Origin of the sequence: Pseudomonas sp. 18173 (assembly GCF_050432945.1) — a bacterium.
Taxonomy (GTDB): Bacteria; Pseudomonadota; Gammaproteobacteria; order Pseudomonadales; family Pseudomonadaceae; genus Aquipseudomonas.
Genome location: NZ_JBKFTN010000008.1, coordinates 177,946 through 197,275 on the forward strand (window position 1 = coordinate 177,946; position 19,330 = coordinate 197,275).

19 protein-coding genes are annotated in these 19,330 nt (G+C 60.5%); 9 read left to right on the forward strand and 10 right to left on the reverse strand.

The window, feature by feature from the left end; genetic code table 11:
- Positions 1-39 precede the first annotated feature (39 nt).
- The 7 genes from ACLD1X_RS11925 to zur all read right to left on the reverse strand — a co-directional run bounded on the left by ACLD1X_RS11925 (position 40) and on the right by zur (position 5,628).
- Positions 40-810, reverse strand: a complete 771-nt coding sequence (locus ACLD1X_RS11925) for a MetQ/NlpA family ABC transporter substrate-binding protein (protein WP_429367824.1) — start codon at positions 808-810, stop codon at positions 40-42.
- A 62-nt stretch (positions 811-872) separates the two neighbouring features.
- Entirely contained in the window at positions 873-1,547 is a 675-nt protein-coding gene (locus ACLD1X_RS11930; protein WP_008018443.1) for a methionine ABC transporter permease, read from the reverse strand.
- Entirely contained in the window at positions 1,547-2,554 is a 1,008-nt protein-coding gene (locus ACLD1X_RS11935) for a methionine ABC transporter ATP-binding protein (RefSeq protein ID WP_429367827.1), read from the reverse strand. Before ACLD1X_RS11935 ends, ACLD1X_RS11930 begins: the two co-directional genes overlap by 1 nt.
- 271 nt (positions 2,555-2,825) lie before the next feature.
- Positions 2,826-3,542: a PA5502 family lipoprotein gene (locus ACLD1X_RS11940; protein ID WP_429367829.1), complete on the reverse strand. Its 717-nt coding sequence runs from the start codon at positions 3,540-3,542 to the stop codon at positions 2,826-2,828.
- A 37-nt stretch (positions 3,543-3,579) separates the two neighbouring features.
- Complete coding sequence (gene znuB / locus ACLD1X_RS11945; RefSeq protein WP_429367831.1) at positions 3,580-4,368, reverse strand: zinc ABC transporter permease subunit ZnuB; 789 nt, start codon at positions 4,366-4,368, stop codon at positions 3,580-3,582.
- Positions 4,361-5,146, reverse strand: coding sequence for a zinc ABC transporter ATP-binding protein ZnuC (gene znuC, locus ACLD1X_RS11950; RefSeq protein ID WP_150702337.1), 786 nt, complete (start codon positions 5,144-5,146; stop codon positions 4,361-4,363). The genes znuB and znuC overlap by 8 nt, the downstream gene beginning before the upstream one ends.
- Entirely contained in the window at positions 5,146-5,628 is a 483-nt protein-coding gene (gene zur, locus ACLD1X_RS11955) for a zinc uptake transcriptional repressor Zur (RefSeq protein ID WP_413426151.1), read from the reverse strand. The genes znuC and zur overlap by 1 nt, the downstream gene beginning before the upstream one ends.
- Before the next feature lie 66 nt (positions 5,629-5,694).
- On the opposite strand from zur, the gene znuA reads away from it, so the two are divergent.
- The gene (gene znuA / locus ACLD1X_RS11960; RefSeq protein WP_429367834.1) at positions 5,695-6,615 is read left to right on the forward strand and encodes a zinc ABC transporter substrate-binding protein ZnuA; all 921 of its coding nucleotides are present in this window, start codon (positions 5,695-5,697) and stop codon (positions 6,613-6,615) included.
- A 108-nt stretch (positions 6,616-6,723) separates the two neighbouring features.
- Here the strand turns inward: znuA and ACLD1X_RS11965 are convergent, their stop codons facing one another.
- Together ACLD1X_RS11965 and ACLD1X_RS11970 are read right to left on the reverse strand one after the other, a co-directional pair.
- A complete protein-coding gene (locus tag ACLD1X_RS11965; protein ID WP_429367836.1) occupies positions 6,724-7,674 on the reverse strand; it encodes a homoserine kinase in 951 nt (316 codons plus the stop codon).
- A gap of 57 nt (positions 7,675-7,731) precedes the next feature.
- The gene (locus tag ACLD1X_RS11970) at positions 7,732-8,022 is read right to left on the reverse strand and encodes a DUF2782 domain-containing protein (RefSeq protein ID WP_429367838.1); all 291 of its coding nucleotides are present in this window, start codon (positions 8,020-8,022) and stop codon (positions 7,732-7,734) included.
- Between the two features lie 74 nt (positions 8,023-8,096).
- Between ACLD1X_RS11970 and polA the strand changes: the two genes are divergently transcribed.
- A complete protein-coding gene (gene polA, locus ACLD1X_RS11975; RefSeq protein ID WP_429367840.1) occupies positions 8,097-10,901 on the forward strand; it encodes a DNA polymerase I in 2,805 nt (934 codons plus the stop codon).
- Between the two features lie 320 nt (positions 10,902-11,221).
- Here polA and yihA read toward each other — a convergent pair whose 3' ends face one another.
- Positions 11,222-11,866, reverse strand: a complete 645-nt coding sequence (gene yihA, locus ACLD1X_RS11980) for a ribosome biogenesis GTP-binding protein YihA/YsxC (RefSeq protein ID WP_008018454.1) — start codon at positions 11,864-11,866, stop codon at positions 11,222-11,224.
- A 191-nt stretch (positions 11,867-12,057) separates the two neighbouring features.
- On the opposite strand from yihA, the gene ACLD1X_RS11985 reads away from it, so the two are divergent.
- The 7 genes from ACLD1X_RS11985 to ACLD1X_RS12015 all read left to right on the forward strand — a co-directional run bounded on the left by ACLD1X_RS11985 (position 12,058) and on the right by ACLD1X_RS12015 (position 19,330).
- Positions 12,058-12,348 (forward strand): c-type cytochrome, encoded by a 291-nt coding sequence (locus tag ACLD1X_RS11985; protein WP_008002190.1) that lies wholly within the window; start codon positions 12,058-12,060, stop codon positions 12,346-12,348.
- Positions 12,349-12,393: 45 nt separating this feature from the next.
- Complete coding sequence (locus tag ACLD1X_RS11990) at positions 12,394-13,023, forward strand: c-type cytochrome (RefSeq protein ID WP_429367843.1); 630 nt, start codon at positions 12,394-12,396, stop codon at positions 13,021-13,023.
- Between the two features lie 199 nt (positions 13,024-13,222).
- Positions 13,223-13,864 carry a thiol:disulfide interchange protein DsbA/DsbL gene (locus ACLD1X_RS11995; RefSeq protein WP_046042669.1) on the forward strand — a complete coding sequence of 214 codons (642 nt, stop codon included), beginning with the start codon at positions 13,223-13,225 and terminating at the stop codon, positions 13,862-13,864.
- A 14-nt stretch (positions 13,865-13,878) separates the two neighbouring features.
- Complete coding sequence (locus ACLD1X_RS12000) at positions 13,879-14,757, forward strand: endonuclease/exonuclease/phosphatase family protein (RefSeq protein WP_429367846.1); 879 nt, start codon at positions 13,879-13,881, stop codon at positions 14,755-14,757.
- Complete coding sequence (locus tag ACLD1X_RS12005) at positions 14,754-16,751, forward strand: diguanylate cyclase (protein ID WP_429367848.1); 1,998 nt, start codon at positions 14,754-14,756, stop codon at positions 16,749-16,751. Before ACLD1X_RS12000 ends, ACLD1X_RS12005 begins: the two co-directional genes overlap by 4 nt.
- A gap of 103 nt (positions 16,752-16,854) precedes the next feature.
- Positions 16,855-17,634: an N-acetylmuramoyl-L-alanine amidase gene (locus tag ACLD1X_RS12010; protein ID WP_429367850.1), complete on the forward strand. Its 780-nt coding sequence runs from the start codon at positions 16,855-16,857 to the stop codon at positions 17,632-17,634.
- Between the two features lie 76 nt (positions 17,635-17,710).
- The gene (locus tag ACLD1X_RS12015; RefSeq protein ID WP_429367852.1) at positions 17,711-19,330 is read left to right on the forward strand and encodes an EAL domain-containing protein; all 1,620 of its coding nucleotides are present in this window, start codon (positions 17,711-17,713) and stop codon (positions 19,328-19,330) included.

The window sequence follows — 19,330 nt, forward strand, 5'->3', positions numbered from 1 at the left end:
GACGCACTTGGCGTCCCCTTTTGCGTTGCAGCAGTTCGATCAGAACGCCGGCACCACTGCGCCTTTGTACTTCTCGAGAATGAAAGCCTTCACTTCCGGGCTGTGCAGGGCAGCCACCAGTTTCTTCATCGCGTCGCTGTCCTTGTCGTCCGGACGAGCCACCAGGATGTTCACGTATGGCGAGTCGCTGCCTTCGATCACCAGCGCATCCTTGGCCGGATCGAGCTTGGCTTCCAGCGCGTAGTTGGTGTTGATCAGCGCCAGGTCGACCTGGGTCAGCACGCGCGGGATGGTCGCGGCTTCCAGTTCACGGATCTTCAGGTCCTTGGTGTTCTCGGTGATGTCCTTGACGGTCGACAGGATGTTGTTCGAATCCTTCAGCTTGATCAGCCCGGCCTTGGCCAGCAGCAGCAGTGCACGGCCGCCGTTGGTGGCGTCGTTCGGGATCACCACGTTGGCACCGCCCGGCAGTTCGGTCAGCGCTTTGTATTTGCTGGAGTAAGCGCCCAGAGGCTCCAGGTGCACGCCGGCAACCGACACCAGGTTGGTGCCCTTGGCCTTGTTGAACTCATCCAGGTACGGCTGGTGCTGGAAGAAGTTGGCGTCCAGGCGCTTTTCCGCGACCTGTACGTTCGGCTGGATGTAGTCGGTGAAGACTTTGACCTTCAGGTCCACGCCTTCTTTGGCCAGGGTCGGCTTCACGAATTCGAGGATCTCGGCGTGTGGTACCGGGGTGGCCGCGACGGTCAGGGTTTCAGCGTGAGCAGAGAACGCGGCAACGGCCGCGAAGGCCACGAGTAGTTTTTTCATTCAGCTAACTCCTTGTGCGGCGCCGGTTCTCGGCGCCTGCCAGCGAATGGCCGGCTCATGTCTTATTTACGGGAGAAATGCACAACCAGTTTGTCGCCAACGGTTTGCAGTACCTGGACCAGTACCAGCAGCAATACCACTGTCACCACCATCACATCGGTCTGGAAACGCTGGTATCCGAAGCGGATCGCCAGGTCACCCAGCCCGCCGGCGCCCACGACACCGGCCATGGCCGTGTAGGACACCAGTGTAATTGCTGTCACCGTAATCGCCGCGAAAATGCCCGGACGGGCTTCCGGCAACAACGCGTTGGTGATGATCTGCCGCGTGGTCGCGCCCATGGCCTGGGTCGCTTCGATGATGCCGCGATCGACTTCACGCAGGGCGGTTTCCACCAGGCGGGCGAAGAACGGCGTGGCGCCGACCACCAGCGGCGGGATCGCACCGGCGACACCCAGGGACGTGCCGGTGATCAGTACGGTGAACGGAATCATCACGATCAGCAGGATGATGAAGGGCAGCGAACGCAGAATGTTCACCACCAGCGACAGCATCGCATAGACGCCTTTGGCTTCCAGCAACTGGCGCGGGCTGCACAGGAACAGCAATACACCCAGCGGCAAGCCGAGCAGTACGGTGAACAGCAGCGAACCGCCGAGCATCAGCAGGGTGTCGCCGGTGGCCAGCCAGATTTCGAGCCAGTCGATATTGGCGAAGAAACTTGTCAGGGCTTCCATTAGCGCAGCACCTCCATGTGGACGTCGGCTGCGGCGAAGCGGGCGAAGGCTGCTTCCATGTCACCACCGGTCACGGCCAGGGTCAGTTGCCCGTAAGGGATGTCTTTGATGCGATCGATTCGACCGGCAAGGATGCTGTAGTCCACGCCCGTTTCGCGGGCGACTGTACCCAGCAAAGGTGCGTAGGTCGCTTCGCCCTGGAAAGTCAGGCGTACGATGCGACCCGGGACATGGGCAAAGTCGTCACGCTGTTCGCTTTCGTCGATGTGCTCGTCTTCTTGCACGAAGCGCTTGGTGGTCGGGTGCTTCGGATGCAGGAACACCTCGGCCACCGAACCCTGCTCGACGATCACGCCTGCATCCATGACGCCAACCTGATCGCAGACCCGGCGGATCACGTCCATTTCATGGGTGATCAGCACGATGGTCAGCTTCAGCTCGCGATTGATCTCGGCCAGCAATTGCAGGACTGACGCCGTGGTTTGCGGGTCGAGGGCGCTGGTGGCTTCATCGCACAACAAAATTTTCGGCTTGGTTGCCAGGGCGCGGGCAATGCCGACGCGCTGCTTTTGCCCGCCGGACAATTGCGCCGGGTACTTGTTGGCGTGATCGGACAAACCGACCCGGGCCAGCAATTCGGCGACGCGACGGTCGATGTCACTGCGGGACAGTTCACCAGCCAGCGTCAGCGGCAGCGCGACGTTGTCGGCAACGGTCTTGGAGGCCAACAGGTTGAAGTGCTGGAAGATCATCCCGACCTGTTGACGGAAACGGCGCAGGCCGTTGGCGTCCAGGGCCGTGACTTCTTCGCCGTCGACGATGATCTTGCCGCCACTGGCGTTTTCCAGGCGATTGATCAGACGCAGCAGGGTACTTTTTCCTGCGCCGGAATGACCGATCAAGCCGAAAACCTGCCCGTTCTCAATCGTCAGACTGGTCGGATGCAGGGCGGGGATTTCCTTACCGGCGACGCGGTAGGTTTTATGGACGTTTTGAAACTCGATCACGTAGCGAACCTTGTGGGGCGCGTTGAAAAAGGGTCAGCGGTTAGCCGGGCGCGCATTTTAGCCTGTCCGTATAGAGGTTCTTAGCATTTATTTCGCATTTGTCCTGTTATTTGGCAATAACGAGGAGGCGAAGGCCGAAGGAGTTCCGGCTTGAAATCCTCTTACGAGGAAGGGCGGCTTCACAAGCAAGCCCTCTCCCACAATGGTTCTACGTCGATCATAGATCCAGTGTGGCAGCGCGCCTGCTCCGGGCGGCGTTCCGACGATGCTTTCAGGGTTTGCGCGGGCTCAGCACCATCTGCGCCGGAACACTGCGCAAAATCTGCCGCTCCAGCTTCAGATCAAACTCAGGATCGAGCTTCTTCACCCGTTTGGTCAGCAAATTAGCCAGCCAAGGGTAATCATTGGTGCGCGGAGCCTGAATGCTCACGTCGCACTGAAAATTCACCACATCGGCGGCGATGGCATCCAGTTGGCGACGCAATTTGCCCATATCGTTGATATTCAGCGCGACCGTGGTGCTTTCAGCCGTCAGATCGATGACCTTGGCTTTTGGCTTGGCTTCGGCAGCCTTGAGGGCGGCTTCGGCTTTTTCCAGCTCGGCCTTGCGCGCCTGGGCAATCGAGCCGTTGACTCCGCCGGTCAGTGCCGGGGCCTTGGGCATCAGCGCGCGGGCACGGCTCAGGGCGGTCGCGGCGGCATCCACGTCACCTTTTTGCAGCACGATCTGGCTGCGGCGCAGGTAGGCTTCGGCCAGTTGCCGCTGGTATTGCTCAAGGGACGCATCGTTGGGCGATTCGGCCTGCAGGGCAGCCAATTGGTCTTCGGCCGTGGCCAGTTCATCGCTGGCGATGTTTTGTTCCAGTTGTACGATGGCCGCAGCCCGCGCATCGGCGGCCTCGGTGGCCGCCGGTGGCGTGCTTTGGCAGGCGCCCAGCAGCAAAGAAAATGCGACAAGGAGCAGATAACGGGAGGCGAACGACTTCATTCCTGCGACTCTCTATTTGCGCAAAAAACGAGCAAGTCTACACCCCTCGACGGGGCAGAACAAAACTCAGCAGAAACAGCACGGCGGCTGTTACCACAATCGAGGGGCCGGCCGGGGTGTCCTTGAACCAGGACAGTGCCAGCCCGCCACACACGGCGAGTATGCCCAGCAGGCTCGCGCCCAATGCCATCTGTTCCGGCGAGCGGGCGTGACGTTGTGCCGCCGCAGCCGGGATGATCAGCAACGAAGTGATCAGCAACACGCCGACGATTTTCATCGCCACGGCAATCACGACGGCGATCAACAGCATCAGGGCCAGGCGCAACCCAGCCACCGGCAGGCCTTCGACCCTGGCCAGTTCTTCATGCACCGTGATCGCCAGCAATGGGCGCCACAACGCAACCAGCAAGATCAGTACCGCAGCGCTCCCGCCAAGAATCCAGGCCAGGTCGGTTGGACTGATTGCCAGCAGGTCGCCGAACAGATAGGCCATCAGGTCGATCCGCACTTCGTGCATGAAGCTTAGTACCACCAGGCCCAGAGAGAGCGTGCTGGGTGCGAGAATTCCCAAAAGCGTGTCGGAGGCCAAAGGCTGGCGTTGTTGCAATGTCACCAGCAACACCGCCAACAGCAAGCAGCCAACGGTGACGGCAACGGTCGGGCTGACATCCAGCAGAAAGCCCAAGGCCACGCCGAGCAAGGCCGCGTGGGACAGCGTGTCGCCAAAATAGGCCATGCGCCGCCAGACCACGAAAGACCCCAGCGGGCCTGCGACGACGGCCAGGGCCAGGCCTGCAAGCAGGGCGTAGAGCAGAAAATCAGCCATGCTTGCAGCTATCTCCGTGAACATGGTTATGGCCCGACGCGGGCGCCTTGACCACCGAGCCATGCAAGTCGTGGGCGTGGTCGTGATGGTGGTGATAAATCGCCAGGCTTTGTGCGTTCTTTCCGAACAATTCGACGAAAGCCGGATCGCCGCTGACTTGCTCGGGATGGCCTGAGCAGCAGACGTGCCGATTGAGGCAAACCACCTGATCCGTGGTGCTCATCACCAGATGCAAGTCATGGGAGACCATCAGCACGCCGCAACCGTGACGGTCGCGCAGGCGGGTAATCAGGCTGTACAGCTCGGCCTGGCCGGCCACGTCGACACCCTGTACCGGTTCGTCGAGTACCAGCAGTTCAGGCTCGCGCAACAAGGCCCGGGCCAGCAACACGCGTTGCATTTCGCCACCGGAAACGCTTTGTACGGGGCTGTCGATCACCTGTTCGGCGCCGACTTCCTTGAGTGCCGACAAGGCCATCGCACGGTCCACGCCCGGCACCAGGCGCAAGAAACGCAGGACCGACAGCGGGAGGGTCGGATCGACATGAAGTTTTTGCGGCATGTAACCGACCCGCAGCTTCGGCTTGCGCCAGACGCTGCCGCTGTCCGGCTTCAACAAGCCAAGCACGGCACGCACCAGCGTGGTCTTGCCGGCGCCGTTGGGGCCGATCAGGGTAACGATCTGCCCCGGCTCGACGCTCAGCTCAATGTTGTCCAGCACCGGTTGCCCGGCGAACGTGACGGCAACCTGCTCGAGACGGATCAGCGCGTTGCTCATCAAGCCCCCTGGCAACCCGAGCAGAGACCGACCACTTCGACGGTCTGGCCTTCGACGACAAACCCGACATCCCTGGCGCTGGCGATGATCGCGTCACTGATGGACTTTTGCTCAAGTTCGATCGCGGCGTGACATTCACGGCAGATCAGGAACTGACCCTGGTGAGCATGTTCCGGGTGATTGCAGCCGATGAACGCGTTGAGCGAGGAAATGCGATGGACCAGGCCGTTTTCCAGCAGGAAATCCAGTGCGCGGTACACCGTCGGCGGCGCGGCGCGGCGGCCGTCCTGCTCGCTGAGGACCGCGAGAATGTCGTAGGCACCCAGGGGCTTGTGGCTTTGCCACACCAGTTCCAGCACTCGCCGGCGCAAGGCGGTCAGGCGCAGACCTTGACGTGCGCACAGGGCATCGGCCTCGGACAAAGCGCTGTGAACGCAATGTGAGTGGTCGTGGGGGCGGCTGGCAATCGGTGTTTTTAGCATGAGCGGCGACGAGTTTTGTGAGAGACGTTATTATGTTACCCGTTCTCGCCTCTTCGAGTGGTCATCGTGTCCCGACTTTTTTCTATCTTTGTCGCATTTTTCGCAAGTTTTCTGCTGATCGGTTCGGCGCAGGCCGAGGTCAAGGTCCTTACCAGCATCAAGCCTCTGCAACTGATTGCCGCGGCAGTGCAGGACGGCGTGGCGATTCCTGAGGTTTTGCTGCCGCCGGGTGCCTCGCCGCATAACTATGCGTTGCGCCCATCCGACGTGCGCAAGGTGCAATCGGTGGACCTGCTGTACTGGATCGGTCCGGACATGGAAGGTTTCCTGCCGCGCGTGCTCAATGGTCGTACGCTGCCCAGCGTCGCCGTGCAGGATCTGCCAGGCATGAAACTGCGTCGTTTTGCCGAAGATAGCCACTCCCACGCCGAAGAAGCCGACGAACATGACCACGACCACCGCCCGGGCAGCCTGGATGCGCATTTGTGGCTGTCGCCGGTTAACGCACGGGTCATTGCCGCGAAAATGGCGGCTGACCTGAGTGCCGCCGATCCTGACAATGCCGCACGCTATCAGAGCAATCTGAAAACCTTCGACGAGCGTCTCGATGCGCTGGATGGGCGCCTGAAGAAGCGCCTGGCGGATATTCAGGGCAAACCCTACTTCGTGTTCCACGAAGCATTCGATTACTTCGAAGACGCTTACGGGCTCAAGCATGCGGGTGTGTTCAGTGTCGCGGCCGAAGTGCAGCCCGGTGCGCAGCATGTTGCGACGATGCGCGCGCGGTTACAGGAAGTCGGCAAGACCTGCGTGTTCAGCGAACCACCGCTGCGTCCGCGCCTGGCGGAAACCCTGGTAGCCGGGTTGCCGGTGAAACTGGCTGAACTGGATGCGCTGGGCGGGTATACGCCGGCCACCGCTCAAGGCTATGAGCAGGTGCTGGAGAAGTTGGGCAATGATCTGGCGGGGTGTCTGGAGTCGCTGTAACTCAACATTTGCGGTGCCCCATTCGCGAGCAAGCCCGCTCCCACATTTGACTGCATTCCAAATGGAAGAACTCGGTCTAATGTGGGAGCGGGCTTGCTCGCGAAGCTTTTAAAGGGCGAAAGGTAAAGGTGTGCTAACGGTCTGCCGCTGCGCCAGGCGCAGTTGGAACTCCATCGGATCGTGGATCAACACGTCCTGCCCGGCGAACGATTCCGCCGCGATCAAACGCGACAGCCAGAACCGTACGCAGGCCACCCGCAACATGGTCGGCCACAACTCGGCTTCGGCCGCAGTGAACGGTCGCAAGGCTGCGTAGGCGCCCAGCAAGGCCCGCGCTCGCGCTCCATCGATCACGCCGTCGTCATCCGAGCACCAGTCGTTCAAGGCAATCGCCACGTCGTAGAGCATCGGCCCGGAGCAGGCGTTGTAGAAATCGATCAGCCCGGTCAGGTGCGTGCCTTCGAACATCGCGTTGTCGCGGAACAGGTCGGCGTGAATGTTCGCCCGCGGCAGAGCCAGGATTTTTTCCTTCTGCCGGGTGATTTCTTCCAGCGCCCGTTGCAGCAGGTCCTTCTGTTCGGCAGCGAGGTGCGACAGAAACTGCGTGCCCTCTTCCAGCATCCAGTCCAGGCCGCGATCGGTTTTGCGCTTGATCATGTTGGCCTGGGTCGCCAGGTGCAGATGGCCGAGCAACTCGCCGACCTGCGCGCAATGTTGCGCGTTGGCTTGCTTGATGTGCTTGCCGGCCAGGCGCGGTTGCAGCAGCGCTGGCTTGCCCGCCAGTTCGCGCAAGGCCACGCCGTCGGTGGTGCGCAGGGCGTACGGCACCGGCAAGTTGGCGTCGTGCAGCACGTCGAGCAGTTCGATGAAGAACGGCATTTCCTGAACCGGACCGCGCTCGACCAGGGTCAACACGAATTCGCCCTGCTCCAGGCTGATAAAGAAATTGGTATTTTCGCTACCGGCGGCAATCCCCTGGAAATCAAGCAGGCGGCCGAGGCCATAAGGGGCGAGAAAAGCTTCCAGCTCGGGCCGAGCCAGGGGGGTGAACACAGACATGTTTAAACTGCCAGTACGGGCGCCGCTGTTGAGCCAGCGCCAATTGAAATTAAGAAACTATTTCCACTCAAAGATCTTCCACGCCGGAATCAGCATATCCGGGTAATCCGAGCGGATGAAGTTACCGTCCGACCCGTCGGCGCGCACCAGAAAATACGGCTTGCCGCCTTTGGGCGTGACTTTGATTGCATACAGGAAGCCGTTTTGACGGTATTCCTGAATGACCTTGTCCCCTTCCGTGTGGATCGTGACTTGCGGCTCCGCAGTCGGCGCATCGTCCGCCGCCATGACGGCCAATGGTGCGATTGCAAACAAGCCAGCCAGCAACAGGCGATTTGGTGTGCGCATGATAACCTTGTCCCTTTGTCGTCAACGGTCCCGCTATTCTAGCGCCGGACCCGCCGAAAAGGTTGATCCTGCTCATGAGCCAAGCCCCCCTCGTCCTGGTGGACGGTTCTTCTTACCTGTACCGCGCTTTTCACGCGCTGCCGCCGCTGACCACGTCCAAAGGCTTGCCGACCGGCGCGGTCAAGGGCGTGTTGAACATGCTCAAGAGCCTGCGCAAGCAGTATCCGGACAGTCCGTTCGCCGTGGTGTTCGACGCCAAGGGTGGGACTTTTCGCGATGACATGTACGCCGAATACAAGGCCAACCGCCCGAGCATGCCTGACGATATGCGCGTGCAGATCGAGCCGCTGCACCAGAGCGTGATCGCCCTGGGCTTCCCGCTGCTGTGCGTTGAAGGCGTCGAGGCCGATGACGTGATCGGCACCCTGGCCCGCAGCAGCGCGGCGGCGGATCGTCCGGTGATTATCTCCACTGGCGACAAGGACATGGCGCAACTGGTCGACGGCCACATTACCTTGGTCAACACCATGACCGGTAGCAGCATGGACGTGGAGGGCGTGAAGGAGAAATTCGGCGTCGCTCCGGAGCAGATCATCGATTACCTGGCACTCATGGGCGACTCTTCCGACAACATTCCGGGTGTTCCGGGTATCGGTCCGAAGACGGCTTCAGGCCTGCTGGTCGGTGTGAACGGCGGCCTGACCGAGCTCTATGCGCAGCTCGACATCGTGCCGACCCTGCCGATTCGCGGCGCCAAGACCCTGCCGGCCAAACTCGAAGAGCACAAGGAGATGGCATTCCTCTCCTATCAACTGGCAACGATCAAGGTTGATGTGCCACTGGACGTCGGCCTCGACGACTTGCAGATGGGCGCGGAAGATCCGGACAAGCTGTTCGAGCTCTACACCCTGCTGGAGTTCAAGAGCTGGCTGAACGACCTGCAACGGGACGCCAAGCGTATCGAACTGAGCAGCGCTGCCGAGCCTGAGCCGGCGGCTGATCTGTTTAGCGCCGCCGAGACCGAAGCACCCGTTGTGGCCACTGAAGCCCAATATGAAACCATCCTCGATCAGGCGCGATTCGATGCCTGGCTGGAAAAGCTGAACAAGGCCGGGCTCTTTGCCTTCGACACCGAGACCACCGGCATCGATGCGCAACAGGCGCAACTGGTGGGCCTGTCGTTCGCGGTTCAGGCCAACGAGGCGGCCTACATCCCGTTGACCCATTCCTACATCGGCGTGCCGCAGCAGCTGGATCGCGACACTGTTCTGCGCGCGCTCAAGCCGATTCTGGAAGATCCGAACAAGCTCAAGGTCGGCCAGCACGCCAAGTTCGACATGAACATCCTGGCCAACTGCGCCATCGGTGGTGATCAGGACAACGGCATTACCGTACGCGGCATCGCCTTCGACACCATGCTTGAGTCCTATGTGCTCAACTCCACGGCCACGCGCCATGACATGGACAGCCTGGCGCAGAAGTATCTGGACCACACCACGGTGAGCTTCCAGGACATCGCCGGCAAAGGCGTGAAGCAACTGACATTTGATCAGATCGCCCTGGAGCAGGCCGGGCCTTACGCCGCCGAAGATGCGGATATCACCCTGCGCCTGCACCAGACCCTGTTCGAAAAACTCTCGGCCATTCCAAGCCTGGCCAGTGTGCTGACTGACATCGAAATCCCGTTGGTGCCGGTACTGGCGCGCATCGAGCGCCAGGGCGCACTCGTCGACGCCGCACTGCTCGGCGTGCAGAGTATCGAGCTTGGCGAGAAGATGGTGGCGCTGGAGCGTGAAGCCTTCGAGATCGCCGGCGAGGAATTCAACCTCGGCTCGCCGAAACAACTGGGCGTGATTCTCTACGAAAAGCTCGGCCTTCCGGTGCTGAAGAAAACCGCCAAGGGCCAGCCGTCCACTGCCGAAGAAGTGCTGGCGAAACTGGCCGAAGACGATCACCGCTTGCCAAAAGCGCTGATGGAGCACCGCTCCATGAGCAAGCTGAAAAGCACCTACACCGATCGCCTGCCAGAGCAGATCAACCCGCGTACCGGGCGCATCCACACCTCGTACCACCAGGCGGTGGCGTCCACCGGGCGATTGTCCTCCAGCGATCCGAACCTGCAGAACATCCCGGTGCGCACCGCCGAAGGGCGGCGCATTCGCCAGGCCTTCGTGGCCCCGGCCGGTTACAAGCTGCTGGCGGCGGACTATTCGCAGATCGAACTGCGGATCATGGCGCACCTGTCCCGGGACGAAGGGCTGATGAACGCCTTCCGCCACAACCTGGACGTGCACACCGCGACCGCCGCCGAAGTGTTCAAGGTCGGGTTGGCCGAGGTGACCTCCGACCAGCGCCGCAGTGCCAAGGCGATCAACTTCGGTCTGATCTACGGCATGGGCGCGCAGAAGCTCGGCAAGGACATCGGCGTCGACACCAAGACCGCCAAGGCCTACATCGATACCTACTTCGCCCGCTACCCCGGCGTTCGCCAGTACATGGACCGCACGCGTGCCCAGGCCGCCGAGCAAGGTTATGTCGAGACGTTCTTCGGCCGTCGCCTGTACCTGCCGGACATCAACTCCAACAAGCCGCAAGAGCGCGCCGCCGCCGAACGCACGGCGATCAACGCGCCGATGCAAGGCACAGCAGCGGACATCATCAAGAAAGCCATGGTCGCGGTGGATAACTGGCTGACCGCGTCCGGCCTCGACGCCAAAGTCATTTTGCAGGTGCACGATGAACTGGTGCTGGAGGTGCGTGAAGACCTGGTCGATCAGGTTCGCGATGAAATTCGCGTGCACATGAGCGAAGCCGCGAAACTGGATGTGCCATTGCTGGTCGAAGTGGGTATTGGAAATAACTGGGACGAGGCTCACTGAGCCCCCTGAAAAACCTTTTCTGCTGCGCCATGGTGCCGCGGCAGAAGGGCGCAAGTCGTTTAGACCGGAAGATAATCAGAGTTATTCCAAAGCTATTTGAAAAAAATCTGAACTAATCTTGCGAACCACCACTCAGAGTTACTGAATGGCTGGTGAAGCCCTTCGATGCTCCTATGTTGTGTTAAGTGTTGGCAGATATCTGGACCCCGCCCTAGCGGTCTAGAGCTTGAACCCCGGAACTTCTCCCTCCCCATATGAAGTCCGGGGTTTTTTTTGCCCGGCGAAAAGCTGCCTGGGTTGTCCCAGGCAGCTTTCGCGGCTTACTGGGCTTCTACCTCGGCACCCTTGTCCGCCAGCTCCATCCAGCCTGCCAGCACGGTGTAGGCTTCTTCCAGGCCCATTCGCTTGGGGGCAGAGAACAGCTGAATCGTCACGAGATCGCCCCAGCCCTTGCGGATTTCCGCCTGAACCTTGAGCAGCGTGTTCTTGGCTGCGCCATAGGTCAGCTTGTCCGCCTTGGTCAGCAGAATGTGCATCGGCATGCCGGCCGCCACGGCCCAGTCGAGCATCAGCAGGTCGAAATCGGTCATCGGATGGCGGATGTCCATCATCAGGATCAGACCTTTCAAACTCTCGCGTCCACCCAGATAAGCCTCGAGGTGGCGCTGCCAGTGTTGCTTGAGCGGGATCGGTACTTTTGCATAACCGTAGCCCGGCAGGTCGACCAGACGGCGTTCATCGTCTAGCTTGAAGAAATTCAACAGTTGCGTGCGCCCCGGGGTTTTCGAGGTGCGCGCCAGGCTGGCATGGGTCAGGGTGTTCAAGGCACTCGACTTGCCGGCGTTGGAACGCCCGGCGAAGGCGACTTCGAAGCCCTCGTCATCCGGACATTGGTCGACTTTGGCGGCGCTGAGCATGAAGGTGGACTGTTGGCACAGACCGAGGATGGGATTCTTGAGTTGCATGGGATTTCCGATGTGGGCGGCGCCAGGAATGGGCGCGGCAAGCAGTGTCGCTTCCGTTTCAGTGACGCCAGTATATAATGCCGCAGATTTTGTGTGCGCTTTGTCCCAGCGTAGGATGAAGTTCACGAGAGCGACAGACCTTGATTGCGCACTAGAACGCAGCACGCTCTCAACCCTGAAAAGGTCGTTTTATGACGAAATGGCTGCTAGCTGCCGGTGTCTTGATGCCGCTTTACAGCGCTCAGGCTACACAGGATCCGGAAGCGGTGTACAACCGTGTTTGTGGTGCCTGTCATTCCGGCCAACTCCCCATGGCGCCGAAAAAAGGCGATCAGGAAGCCTGGACGCCGAGGTTGGCAAAAGGTATGGAGACGCTGGTGCAACACGTGACCCAGGGTTTCAAGGCGATGCCGCCGCGTGGTTTGTGCATGGACTGCAGTGCCGAGGATTACCAAGCCATCATCCTCTGGATGAGCGAGTAAACCCGGTCCATAACTCTTAACCCTTAGCCGTAGTTGGATTAGCTGATGAAGAAATTGATCGTGAGTCTGCTGTTGACCGTGGGCATCTCCGGTATGGCCCATGCTGCAGGTGAGCCAGTACAACCGGGTGATGCAAAGGCCGGCCAGGCCAAAGCCGCCGTATGTGGCGCCTGCCACGGCCCGGATGGCAACAGCATGGCGCCAAACTTTCCAAAACTGGCGGGCCAGGGTGAACGCTACCTGACCAAGCAATTGCACGACATCAAGTCGGGCAAGCGCACCGTTCTGGAAATGACCGGCCTGCTGACCAACCTTAGCGATCAGGACCTGGCGGACATCGCCGCCTACTTCGCCAGCCAGAAAGGCAGCGTCGGTGCCGCCGATCCGAAAATTGTCGCTCGTGGTGAAGCCCTGTTCCGTGGTGGTGACCTGGCCAAGGGCCTGCCATCCTGCACCGGTTGCCACTCGCCAAATGGCGCCGGTAACGCGGCTGCCGGTTTCCCGCACCTGGGTGGCCAGCACGCTCAATACGTCGGCAAGCAACTGACCGACTTCCGCAAGGAAGACGGCGGCCGTACCAACGACGGCGATACCAAGCCCATGCAGACCATTGCCAAGAAACTGAGCGACGAAGACATCGCCGCGGTGTCCAGCTACATTCAAGGCCTGCACTAAGGCCGGCGGATCGGGCGTTGAACGGGGTGCTTATCACCTGCAACGTTAACGCTCGATTAATCCGTTGCAACGAGTATAAAAAGGGTGGCTTTGGCCGCCCTTTTTTGTGGCCGCTGCCGTTACACTACAGAACTCAAGCCCGCCAGGACCTGTCTGATGACAGGTCGCGCGAGGCGAAAAAATTGTCCAGGAGTGAAGCATGCGTAATCTGATCATCAGCGCCGTTTTTGCCGCTGCCAGCCTGTTCGGCATGACTGCCCAGGCCGCTGAAGCCCCCGCCGCACCTTATGTTGAACTGAGCAACCCGGTTCCGGTCGCCGTGCCTGGCAAGATCGAAGTGGTAGAGCTGTTCTGGTACGGCTGCCCGCATTGCTTCGCCTTCGAGCCAGTGATCAATCCGTGGGTCGAGAAGCTGCCTTCGGACGTGAATTTCGTACGTATTCCAGCCATGTTCGGTGGCCCGTGGGACGCTCACGGCCAGATGTTCCTGACCCTTGAAGCCATGGGTGTCGAGCACAACGTTCACGCCGCGGTGTTCAATGCGATTCAGAAAGAACACAAGAAACTGACCGACAAGAACGACATGGCCGATTTCCTCGCTACCCAAGGCGTGGACAAGGACAAGTTCCTCGCGACGTTCGACTCTTTCGCGATCAAGGGTCAGATCGTCAAGGCACGTGAACTGGCCAAGAAGTATGAAATCTCCGGCGTTCCAACCATGATCGTCAACGGTAAGTACCGCTTTGACGTAGGCTCCGCCGGTGGCGCGGAGCAGGCCCTGCAACTGGCCGACAAACTGATCGACAAAGAGCGAGCGGCTAACAAGGCTGCCGCCAACTAAGGGCAGTCACTGCCATGCGCCGATGGGGTACTGAACGCATCGTTGGCCTGCATGATCCGCGGGTCAACGAGCATCATCTGGAGTCCACGGGCCTGCCCGCAGACAGTCGTCTGCGCTTGCTCAGTTTCAATATCCAGGTCGGTATCAGTACCGAGCGCTATCGGCATTACCTGACCCGGGGCTGGCAGCATCTGCTGCCGCACACCGGGCGTGCCGACAATCTGCAGAAAATCGGCAACCTGCTGGGCGACTTCGATCTGGTCGCCTTGCAAGAGGCTGATGGCGGCAGCCTGCGATCAGGCTACGTCAATCAGGTTGAACACCTGGCCCAGCTCGGCGCCTTCCCCTACTGGTATCAACAGCTCAATCGCAATCTCGGTCGCCTGGCCCAGCACAGCAATGGTGTGCTCAGCCGATTGCGCCCGTGGGCCATTGAAGATCATCCGTTGCCGGGGCCAAAGGGTCGTGGAGCCATTCTGGTACGGTTCGGCGAGGGCCCGGAAGCGCTGGTGGTGGTCATGATGCACCTGGCGCTGGGCGCCCGGGCGCGCAGCCTGCAACTGGCCTACATCCGCGACCTGATTGGCGACTACAAGCACCAGGTGCTGATGGGCGACATGAACACCCATGCCAATGACCTGCTGCAAAACTCCGCGTTGCGCGATCTCGGCCTGCTCGCGCCGCAACTGGAAGCGACGTTCCCCAGCTGGCGCCCACAGCGCTGCCTGGACCATATCCTGCTGAGCCCGAGCCTGACCCTGGAAAAGGTCGAGGTGCTGGCACAGCCCATTTCCGATCACCTGCCGGTCGCGGTAGAGATTCGTCTGCCGGGTTCGCTCACGGTCGATGCATTGCCCGCGTTGAGTCCTGCCCCTCGCGGATCCCATGAATGAGCGACGAAGCACAGCGCTGGAAAGAAAAATACCTCAAAAGCATCGAACAGCAGGAAAAGCTCGAACGTCGCTGGGATGCGCGGCTCGACTTGCTGCGTCGTGGACTGGTGCGCAGCACCCTGGCGGCGGAAGGCACTGACCGTGCCGTTGACCAATGCATGAAGGAAATGCGCGAGGTCGTGCGTACCGACGACATGGACGCCGGCCTGGCCGCGCTGATTCCACGCCTGGAAAAAGCTGTGCTTGACTCGGAACAGCGTCGGGAAACCCGGGTCAACCAGACCAGTGCCGCCCTGACAGCGCTGGTCACTCAACTGCAAACATTGCCGCTGCCACGGGATGTGAGCCGACCACTCAAGAGCTTCGCCAAGCAACTGGATGCGCGGGTCAGTCAGGCCCGTGAGATACCCTTGTTGCTCAGTGAGCTGAGTGGCCTGCAAGGCAAGGCCCTGAGCCAGCTGGAGACCCCGACGGAACCTGGTCGGCCGGGCTTGCTGCAGCGGTTGTTCGGCGCTCGTGAAGCAGAGGAGGCGGTGGCCTCGATGGCTACCATTGCTGCGCCGGCTGCCCTTGTGGCCGAGGGGCCTGCGACGAATATCGAGTCGGCTTCGATCGTGATGGAGCCGACAATCTTCGAAGTACCCGCTGCCGGGCGGGTTGAAGGCGAGCCCGCGCCGACCCAGCCGACAGCCGTGGCTGCTGCCCCGCAGGCTGTGCAGCCTCAATCAGCCAGTGCTGTCGCGACAGAAATCGAATCGGCCGGGAAACCGACCCCGGAAACCATCGCGACACCCCCTGAGCCGCAAGCCAACCCCGATGAGTTGATCGCGCAAGCACCGCCGGATGGCTTGCCCATGCCTGCGATTGGGCCGGAGGACGTGGTCGCCGCCGATCAGGCGCAATCCGGGCACGACATCCTCTACGCGCTCCCGGATTCCCCCGAGCCTTCCTACAGCTCGGTGGCCAGCCACATCGAAGACACGCTGCTGGGTTTGCTCGAAGACCTGACATTGCCCGAACGTCATCGCCCGCAAGCCGAATCCATGCGCGATCGTCTGAAAAACGGCCTGAACTGGTACGAATTGCTGCCGATTCTCGATGACTTCGCCACGTTGATGCTGGCCATTACCGACAGCGGTCAGCACGAGTTCGAAGCCTATCTGCAACGATTGAACGAGCGCCTCGAATCGTTCCAGAGCAACTTGCAGGCCGCCACCGCAGGACACGCCGACAATCGTTCGGCTGCGCGGCAGATGGACACGCAGATCCGCGAACAGGTCGATGGCTTGCAAAGCAGCATGCAAGAGGCCGCGGACCTCGAAGGCCTCAAGCACGTCCTGGAAAATCATCTCGAAGGCTTGCTGGGGACCATGGACCAGCACCAGAAACAGCGCGATGAGCGCGAGCAAGAGGTCGCTGCACGCCTGCACAGCCTGGCGGAGCGGGTCGCCCATATGGAGCAGGAGGCCCAGGGCTACCGCGAGCACCTTGAAGAGCAGCGCCAGAAGGCATTGGTCGACCCGTTGACCGGCCTGCCCAACCGCGCGGCCTGGAGCGAGCGCCTGGATCACGAAGTCAAACAATGGCAGCAACATGGCAACACGCTCCTGCTGGCCATGCTTGATCTCGATCATTTCAAGCGCATCAACGATAACTACGGGCACCTGGCCGGTGACAAGGTGCTGAAAATCATTGCCTCCGTATTGCGCAAGCGTCTGCGTGGAACGGATTTCATTGCCCGGTTTGGCGGCGAAGAATTTGTGCTGTTAATGCCAGCCACGGTGCCGGCGGCAGGGCTGAAGTTGCTGGAAAGCTTGCGAGCCGCAATTGAGGCCTGTCCATTTCACTTCAAGGGAGAGCCGGTGACGATCACCGTGTCTATCGGAATGACGGCGTTCAGGCCGGGTGAGCACAGCGATCAGGCGCTTAAAAGAGCCGATCAGGCGCTGTATCGCGCAAAAAGCGCCGGCCGCAACCGGGTGGAACCGGGCTGACGATCATTTGTTCCATTTTGTTTAATTCGATGCGATTGCCCTCAGTCTGCAAGGCATTACGTTACACTGTTGCATTATTGTCTTGTGTGTACTGCCTTTCGCCATGAAATATTTAGCTCTGATCGTGTCACTGGTTCTGCTGGCTGGCTGTGCCAGCGGGCCCCGTTACGACACCAGCCACCCTTCGGCCAATCACGACAGCCGCGTGCAATTTGTGGTGGTGCATTACACCAATGCTTCGCTGGAGCGTTCGTTGCAATTGCTGACCCATGGTGAAGTCAGCAGCCATTACCTGATCGGTGACGACAAGGGCGCCACCATCTACAAGCTGATGGATGAAAACCTGCGGGCCTGGCACGCCGGGGAGAGCGAGTGGAATGGCCGGACCTGGCTGAATTCCAGTTCCATCGGTATCGAAATCGTCAACCCGGGCTTCAAGGACACTCCGACCGGGCGCGTGTGGTATCCCTACACCGAAGATCAGGTCCAGTCGTTGATCGTATTGCTCAAGGACATCAGCAAACGCCACGGCATAAAACCTCGCGACATTATCGGCCATAGCGACATTGCACCATTGCGCAAGCTGGACCCGGGGCCGCTGTTCCCCTGGAAGCGTCTGGCCGCCGAAGGCGTGGGCATCTGGCCGAACGAGCAGTTGGTGGCGCGCCAGCAAATGCAGTTCGCCGAGCAGTTGCCGAGCATCAGCTGGTTCCAGGCGCAATTGGCGCGCCTGGGTTATGCCTCGCCACAAACTGGCGAACTCGATGTCGCAACACGGCATGTGATTGCGGCATTCCAGATGCATTTCCGCCCGGCGCGCTTCGATGGCACTCCGGATGCGCAAACTGCGGCGCTGTTATTGGTGTTGAATCAGACAAAATAATGACGCCCGCCCGACGGTTCGGGCTTTTTTCCAATCAGCAGCTATAACTCATTGGTAATACATCGGATATTGCACAATGCCAGCTGCTCGAGAGACCTTCCATAGTTGGTTCCATCGCCCCTGGTTCCTGGGGCTGATGTCTGCTGTCTTGAGCGCAACGTTATTGATGGCCGGCAGCCTGTTCGTCGCCATACACCAGGTCGAGCAAAACGAAAGCGAAGAAATGAATGCCCAGGGTGAGCGCTTCCTCGCCCGCCTGGAACAGCTCTTCGGGCAGCTGCGTGAAAGCCTTGACGACCTTGAGGCACAACCGTTGCGCGGCTGCGATGCTGAAATGATCGCGACCTTGCAACAGGTTACGTTCAATTATCGCTTCGTCTACGAAGCCGCCTACATGGACTCCTCGCGCATCTGCTCCAATCGGCCTCGCCAGGAAGGGCTGTCGCTGATTCGATCGCCAGACATCAAAGGCCCGACTTACAGCTATTGGCTCAACACCACCACCGAACCCGATGAAAACCGCGCCGCGCTGATGCTCGGGCGCGGGAATTTCAGGGTCGCGACCTCTCGCGGGCATTTGACCGACATGGTCGACCTGTCTCCGGGCAGCAGTCTGCTGGTTGTCCTGGACCATGGTGCGCGCGCGATTCCGGTGCTGGGCGCCTCTCAGATCTGGCCGCCGGTCGAGTCCTGGCCGCCGAAAAACCGTGATGCGCTGCAGATTACCCAGACACGCCTGATATACCGCATGCCCACTGACAACCCGGAGTATCAATTGGTGTTGATCAGCCCGCGTACCGGTATTCATATTCCGTCGGTCTGGTGGTGGCTGCTGCCGGCCAGTCTCGCGCTGGGCATTTGCGTCGGGTTCCTGGTGTTCCTGCTGGTGCGCCAGCGGCAGTCGCTGGACGCCGAGCTGACCGGCGCCATTCGCCGTGGCGAATTGCAGGTGTTGTATCAACCGATCTTCGACCTCGATAGCCGCAACTGTGTCGGGGCCGAAGCGCTGCTGCGCTGGCGCAGGCCGGACGGTAGCCTGACCAGCCCCGACCTGTTCATTCCGATGGCGGAGAACACCGGGCAGATTCGCCAGATGACGGACTTTGTCCTGCAACGCCTGCTCGAGCAGCTCGGCCAGTTGCTGCGTGCCAACCCGCAACTGTATATCTCGGTCAATCTCGCGGCATGTGATGTGATGGTTCCGCGGATCGGCCAGGTGATGGCGCGACTGCTGTCCCTGCATCGCGTGGCTGCGCGGCAAATTGCCTTTGAGGTCACCGAACGCGGGCTGGTCGATGTGGTGGTGGCCCGGGAAAACCTGCAATCGTTGCGGGATGTCGGGCACCAGGTGTTGATCGATGACTTCGGCACCGGCTATTGCAGCCTCGCCTATCTGCAAACCCTGCCGGTGGATTGCCTGAAAATCGACAAGGCGTTCGTTGATGCATTGGGTCATGACGCCGCCAGCAGCGGTGTGGCCCCGCACATCATTCACATGGCCCAGTCGCTGCACCTGAAGGTGATCGCCGAGGGCATCGAACATGAGGCCCAGGCCGAGTTCCTGAGCAGTGAAGGCGTGAAGTTCGGCCAGGGCTGGCTGTTCGCCCACGCACTGAGCGCCGTGCAGTTCATTGAATTGATTACCCGGGGAAGGCGTCTGGCCGCCGCTGGCCGGCGCCTGGATGATGAAGCGTGA